Origin of the sequence: Labrys sp. KB_33_2, from assembly GCF_052114505.1 — a bacterium.
In the GTDB taxonomy this organism is placed as follows: domain Bacteria; phylum Pseudomonadota; class Alphaproteobacteria; order Rhizobiales; family Labraceae; genus Labrys.
This window is the reverse complement of sequence record NZ_JBFREW010000024.1, coordinates 82,087-88,129: the sequence shown is the minus strand read 5'-3', so window position 1 is coordinate 88,129 and position 6,043 is coordinate 82,087. Positions and strand designations below refer to the sequence as shown.

Below are 6,043 nucleotides of genomic sequence, written 5' to 3'. Positions count from 1 at the left end.
GCTCGGCAACGTCGATCCCCAGGCCTATCTCCTCCACACCATCTCCAGGATCGTCAACGCTCATCCCAACAGCCGTATCGATGAGCTCATGCCATGGGCATATGCCGAGGCAGAAAAACTGCGCGACGTGGCCTGAAAACGACGCTTACCCTGTTCGGGCGAGAGTTTACGCGGGGGACGGCCGCGGTTCGGATTGATCCGGGCATCGCCGCTCAGCCGACGCCGGATCAGAGCCTTGTAGATGTAGGCAATACTCACCTTGAAGGTCGCTGACGCCTCGCGAACCCCAACTCCACTATCCACCGCGCCAAGAACCCGCTCGCGCAAATCCTGCGAATAACTTTGCCCCGATCGCCAACTCATCGCCGCCTCCTTCGTGACGGCTACCTATGAATCACACCATCAATTGAAAGGGAATCACCTCGATTCCGCCCATCATGAATTTGCTCTAGGAATGGCGGTCTCACAATCAAGTCAAAGGTTGCTGTCTTTGGTTGATAAAGGCCTCCTGCGCTGAGGCCAAACAGAACGGGAACATTGGTATTTTTGATCGGGCTTGGAGGACTAAAGTGCAGAATTTGACATTCGCGGACTATTCTTTGTTGGTGGCTTCAGCCAACCTTTGAAAGGTGTTGGCATCCTGCAAGAGCCATTCCCTGAAGGTCACCAGCTTACGAAGTTCCGCCCTCCCCTCTGGACATACGATATAATGCGCGAAGTCACTCGGAGCATGGACCTCGAAGATCTTCACCAAGCGCCCCTCGATAACATCGCGTTCTACAAGCGTTGAATGGCAGAGGGCTATGCCTTGCCCTTCGATGGCCGCTTGCAGCATGACCGATTCGTCGTTGAAGCGGGGACCGCGCGAAGTATCGATCCCTGTTACCTTCGCAGCCTGGAGCCACAGCCTCCAATCTCGCTGATCCTGATCATGCAGCAAGGTATGATGGCGAATATCCTCGATCGCGTTCAGGGGATGTTGCCCCTCCAATAGTCTTGGATGGCAAACCGGCACCATGTCCTCAGAAAGCAACAACCAACTTTTCAATCCCGGATAGTGACCGAGGCCATGGCGAATTGCGAGGTCGACATCGTTCCTCTCGAAATCGACCAGCTCGGTTGACGCGTTAATTCGTACTTCGATGTCTGGGTGGCGGGCCTGAAAACGGCCAAGCCTCGGCACTAGCCATTTAATGGCGAACCCCGGCATTACGCTGACAGTGACCACATCCGCCTTTCGGCCTCGATTAGTTAACCTCTGTGTTTCTTCTGAAATTTGCCCGAATACCTGTCGTATGATTGGAAAATATTCTTGCCCTGCCTGCGTGAGCCGCAAGGAGGTAGGGGTTCGGGAAAATAGCTGAAAGCCAAGGTCCGCCTCCAGTCGTTTGATTTGCTGACTGACAGCTCCGGGCGTTACATTTAACTCAGCTGCAGCCAGCCGAAAGCTCACGAGGCGAGCAGCAGCTTCGAAGGCGCGTAACGCGTTCAACGGTGGGAGTCGATATCGCATTTCGCCTGTATAGTTTTTCTATCCGCCTATCGCAATATATATCGTTTGCGCTGGCCCTTCCCGTATCGCATACCTACAGCATATGGTCTCCTATAGTACATCACTTTGAGCGAAAAATTAAGAATAATAACAATCAAGGTTATGTTTTCCGAAGACACGATTGAAATCTTTTTGAATAATTTCCGGGAAGTTCGATGATCTATTTCTATACCTCTACATCGCCAAATGGCTACAAGGTTGCGATTTGTCTCGAGGAATTAGGTCTAAGTTATCGTGTTTTTGTTGTAAACTTAAGCAAAGGTGAACAAAGAGCCTCGAAATTCCTCGCCCTCAACCCGAATGGCCGTATCCCGGTAATTTTCGATCATAAAACCGACCAGGTACTTTTTGAATCCGGAGCGATCCTTCTATACTTGGCGGAAACAAGTGGGCGGTTGATCCCCGTAAGCGGTGCAAAACGTTGGGACGTAATAAATTGGTTGTTTTTGCACTCGGCGGCTATCGGCCCTGCATTGGGTCAACGTGTCAACTTCTCGATTTTCGCCAAAGACAAAATCCCAAACGTAATCAACCATTTCGTCGATGAAACTGAACGTCTCTATGGCATTCTTAATGAGCGACTTTGTGATCGGCAATTTCTGTGCGGAGATTATTCCATCGCAGATATTGCTAATTTTGGTTGGCTCCACATAGCAAAATTGACCGGGTTCTCATTCGACAAATTCGAGGCACTTTCCGCTTGGTATGAGCGGGTCGCAGCGCGTCCAGCAGTCGCCCGTGGCTTGGCTGTTCCGGAACCAGCGCTCGGTCCATGACGGGTGAAAAGACCATTGCCCCATCAATAAGCATAAATGACTGAATAGTCATACCTCCTCCGGAAGGGTTTTTTGTGTGTAATTATAGAATAACGGTAGGTAGATTGTGGCGATACTGAATAGTAACGATGATGTTGCGAAAGGCACATTTTATATGATCCTTTCGGCACTCTTGTTCGCACTTGCCGCCACCGTGGCCCGGTACGCGTCGAGCGGGATGAACACGCTCACGCTCGTCTTTTGGTCGAACCTGTGGTGCTTCGCGCTGATCTGTGTATGGTTAAAGATCGGTCGATTTAAGGGTGGTATAGCAACGAAGAAACTGCACCTGCATTTTGCGAGATCCATCTTCACCTATGGAGCGTTAGTGACCTACTTTTATGCGTTGGCACACATCCCATTTGCAAACGCCGTCGTGCTTCAGTCACTTGGCTCTATGTTTGTTCCTATACTTGCTTTCGTTGTTCTTCGTCGACTGTCGGATCGTCTTGTTTGGCTCGGCGTCGCGATAAGCTTCATTGGCGTAGCAATGATCATTAGGCCTGACCGATTTGGAATTTCGGTTGGGGAAGCATCAGGGATCCTTGCCGCGGTCAGTGGCGCTGCGGCGGCTCTTGTCGTCTGGTCGCTGTCGACAACTGAGCCACCAGAACGCCAGATGTTTTATTTTACATTCTTTGTGCTGCTTCTGTCAGCGGTTCCGTTAGCCTGGACCTGGCAAGTTCCAGATATGGCAAAACTCCTCCAGATCATCGTTCTGGCGGCCCTCACGACGGCCGCTCAATTTTTCTATACCAAGGCTTTCACCGTAGCCCCTGGCGACAAGGTGAACACCTGGAGTGACATGTCTATCGTATTCGCGGGGATCATCGGTATCATTGCGTGGAATGAACCAATTCTAGCCCTGACTGTTGTTGGGGCTGCCCTGGTGGCAATGGGTGGTCATCTTGCATCTCGTCAGCGGTCGATCGCGGGCCGGGAGAAGGAGCTATCGGCGGAATAGTCACGACATTCTGTCCCCCACCCACGTCCCATGGTCTTTGTGTTCAGGGTGTCACACCACGGCCATAGCATTGAGCCGTGTCGCTGGTCCCGCCGGGGATCGCGTGCAGATCTCATAACTTAGTACCGAATGATTTCTTTCCGACAAGCCTCGGTAAAATTATATAGCAAATCTAATCTTTGTAATTTACTGGCATCAAAATGAACAAGGTCTATCTTTTCAGAGGAATATCTCTCTATAACCTTTTTAAGGACATCCTCAGCACTTTCTACGACTTCGTTTCCAGAGAATAATTTCATTTTGTTTTTTATAGAATACAACTTAACCAGCTTTCCAACGTCTGTAAGGCTATTTTCCATCGCGTCAGCGTATACTTTTGACGCCTCGTCGATGAACTCTCCAAATATTCTCTCGCGCCGCGACATTTCATTAGCTCTGCGCTGGACTCTCTGTTGGTAGCTCTGGTTCAGCCAGGTTGTAGCGAATGACGCGAATGCACCGATACTGGATCCTGCCAGCGCAGCCAATGCCGATAAATACGGTCCATCCATCGCTCTTCCTTTCAACTGCACGTCCCGCGAAGAGTTTATGGCGGACGCTGAATGAAACACCAGGAAGATTTGCCGACCTTTGGACGAGAGGTACAGCTCAAAAAGCCACAGCATGGCATTTTTGAACATCATCATGGTGCGTGAACGACACAAGAACAGGGCATAATCAGATCCCATCATCGCCGCGCAGCATCTCGGCTCGCGCCCTTGCGTCTTCCGATATCGAGAGCCTGCCCCTTCGCTGTAACATTGTATTTATGGCAGTGCGTGCGTGATCCGAGGCGCTGCCCGCCGCAAACTTTCCATCGAGCGATTCCGAAATTCTGTTTAGGAGACTTGCCAGGCAAGCCATTAGCACGGCCTCCGTATCACTCAAACATGGGCGGATAGCTTGATATTCGGTGGCAAGAATGATGGATGTTCATCGTGAGCAAACGGTTTAAAAGTCATTGTACGAACTCAATGGCAGCCATTGTCAGCCCTCGCCATAAAGCAGACAAACACATAAGTGTTTCGACGATTTGAGAGATACTGCCATATGGCAGGTTTGCCTGCCATATGGCATGCTCATCAGGCAATTATGGAGAGCGTGACGAAGTCGAAGAGCGAGCCATACCGCTTTAGCAGCGATTTGAAACTTCGATAGCAGGTCATCGCGGTCTTGTTCTTTCGGAGAAGAGCCAACGCGACATGGCGCAGGCCCGAAGGCCGGTTTCGTCGACATACCAGCTGGTTGACCGCAGCCGGCGCCAGTGGCAACGCAGCCGCTTATCAATCTCCGGCGCGTACTTCTGGACGCCCCGATAGATCGTGGAATGATCGACTGAGACGCCCCATTCGCCCGAGATGGCGGTAGCTGACGCCATATTAGCAATACCATCGCACCCCCCGCAAAATCGCTTCACCCTGGAAATGGCCCCGCTTGAAATCCGTCTCACTGAAATATTCGATGCTCTTTCCGGCACCAAAACGATTTTTGCAACAGCGTCCCCGGAGGTGCTCTTGCGATTTCGTCGCAACAAGTTGACGATGCCAAGATGGGTATTCATTCCGAGGGGGCTGCCGGTTTTATGGCTCTGTACCATAGTCCATATCAAGTAATTATAATCCATTTGGATGAATTGCCGGAACGTTTATCGCATTATAAGCTATCATAAGGCTTTCGATTTTTGATCGCGAGTTTGGAGAAAATGCTCTATATATTCTGGAGGCAACGTAATGCGGGATCTCGATAGATACGAAATCGAGCTTGTTTCGGGCGCTGGCTATTTTACGGGTGGCAGTATTTTTGATGCGATGGGCAATGTAATTGAGGGGATTGCGATCGGTGCTGACAAAACGGCTAACGCAGCCACACTGGGCCTGTTTCCCTCGGTGTTCGCTGCCGCTTTCGGCGTCGGGAAAGTATTGACTGTTTCAACGGTTAATCTGGGAAATTCATTACTAAAAGGTCTGTTTGGAATTCCTACAAATCAGTACCTAGTAACGCCCTATAGCAATGATATTCCTCATTAACTGGCTGTCGTAAAAGCCGGACTGGGAGGCTTTGAAGCGGATCTCGTTACCGTAGTGCTTCTGTAATACCGAAGCATTCCATCCCGTAGCAAGAGCGTCTTTAGGTGAACTAGGCGATGTGGACAAATTTGAGCCAGTATCTGGCGGTGGCGAGAAAGACCATGCCGAGGAAGCTATTGGCGAGTTGGTCGTATCTGGTTGCGACGGCACGGTTGATTTTTAGATGGCCTAACATTCGCTCGATGCGATAGCGCTGCTTGTAGAGCGCCCGGTCATGCTCGATCCTCACTCGGCGGTTTGACCCACCGGGGATTGACAGCCTCGATCTTCCGTTTGGCAAGATCGCACGGATGGCATCGGCATCGTAGCCCTTATCCGCGAGCAGGGCGTCGGGCGAGTGCTCGGGCAGGCCGATGAGGATATCATACGCCCTACAATCGGCCGATTCGCCGCTTGTAAGGAGGAAGGTGAGCGACCGATGACGCAGGCGGTTCTCAGCATCGCATGAGATGACGGCTTGCTGGTTGGTCTGGCTGCCGTCGATGACGATACGATCCGGTCGCCCGTGGCGTTTCAAGGCCCTGCACAGGAAGCGTTTCGCCGCCCGGAGATCACGATGTTTGCTGAGCCGGAATTCGACCGTGTG

The 6,043-nt window shown here is 51.3% G+C and carries 6 protein-coding genes and 3 pseudogenes; 4 read left to right on the top strand and 5 right to left on the bottom strand.

Annotated elements, in window-relative coordinates:
- The coding region (locus AB4037_RS31275) for a transposase domain-containing protein (RefSeq protein ID WP_441774192.1) at nucleotides 1-136 on the top strand (136 nt) is incomplete at its 5' end.
- An 83-nt stretch (nucleotides 137-219) separates the two neighbouring features.
- Here AB4037_RS31275 and AB4037_RS31270 read toward each other — a convergent pair.
- A pseudogene (locus tag AB4037_RS31270) lies at nucleotides 220-363 on the bottom strand (IS630 transposase-related protein); the annotation flags it as partial.
- 229 nt (nucleotides 364-592) lie between these two features.
- Nucleotides 593-1,513 carry a transcriptional regulator GcvA gene (locus AB4037_RS31265; RefSeq protein ID WP_441774182.1) on the bottom strand — a complete coding sequence of 307 codons (921 nt, stop codon included), beginning with the start codon at nucleotides 1,511-1,513 and terminating at the stop codon, nucleotides 593-595.
- 194 nt (nucleotides 1,514-1,707) lie between these two features.
- On the opposite strand from AB4037_RS31265, the gene AB4037_RS31260 reads away from it, so the two are divergent.
- Together AB4037_RS31260 and AB4037_RS31255 are read left to right on the top strand one after the other, a co-directional pair.
- Nucleotides 1,708-2,328 (top strand): glutathione S-transferase family protein, encoded by a 621-nt coding sequence (locus AB4037_RS31260; protein WP_441774181.1) that lies wholly within the window; start codon nucleotides 1,708-1,710, stop codon nucleotides 2,326-2,328.
- Nucleotides 2,329-2,434: 106 nt separating this feature from the next.
- Nucleotides 2,435-3,331 (top strand): DMT family transporter, encoded by an 897-nt coding sequence (locus tag AB4037_RS31255; protein ID WP_441774180.1) that lies wholly within the window; start codon nucleotides 2,435-2,437, stop codon nucleotides 3,329-3,331.
- Nucleotides 3,332-3,450: 119 nt separating this feature from the next.
- On the opposite strand, the gene AB4037_RS31250 is transcribed toward AB4037_RS31255, so the two are convergent.
- Complete coding sequence (locus tag AB4037_RS31250) at nucleotides 3,451-4,062, bottom strand: hypothetical protein (RefSeq protein WP_441774179.1); 612 nt, start codon at nucleotides 4,060-4,062, stop codon at nucleotides 3,451-3,453.
- 521 nt (nucleotides 4,063-4,583) lie between these two features.
- A pseudogene (locus AB4037_RS31245) lies at nucleotides 4,584-4,833 on the bottom strand (IS6 family transposase); the annotation flags it as partial.
- 267 nt (nucleotides 4,834-5,100) lie between these two features.
- Between AB4037_RS31245 and AB4037_RS31240 the strand changes: the two are divergent.
- Entirely contained in the window at nucleotides 5,101-5,397 is a 297-nt protein-coding gene (locus AB4037_RS31240) for a hypothetical protein (protein WP_441774178.1), read from the top strand.
- 109 nt (nucleotides 5,398-5,506) lie between these two features.
- Here AB4037_RS31240 and AB4037_RS31235 read toward each other — a convergent pair.
- Nucleotides 5,507-6,040 (bottom strand): annotated as a pseudogene (locus AB4037_RS31235) (transposase); the annotation flags it as partial.
- Nucleotides 6,041-6,043: the final 3 nt, after the last annotated feature.

Coding starts and splice junctions, on each gene's coding strand:
- AB4037_RS31265 (WP_441774182.1), bottom strand. CDS start 1,513: ATGCGATATCGACTCCCACCGTTGAACGCGTTACGCGCCTTCGAAGCT.
- AB4037_RS31260 (WP_441774181.1), top strand. CDS start 1,708: ATGATCTATTTCTATACCTCTACATCGCCAAATGGCTACAAGGTTGCG.
- AB4037_RS31250 (WP_441774179.1), bottom strand. CDS start 4,062: ATGATGGGATCTGATTATGCCCTGTTCTTGTGTCGTTCACGCACCATG.
- AB4037_RS31240 (WP_441774178.1), top strand. CDS start 5,101: ATGCGGGATCTCGATAGATACGAAATCGAGCTTGTTTCGGGCGCTGGC.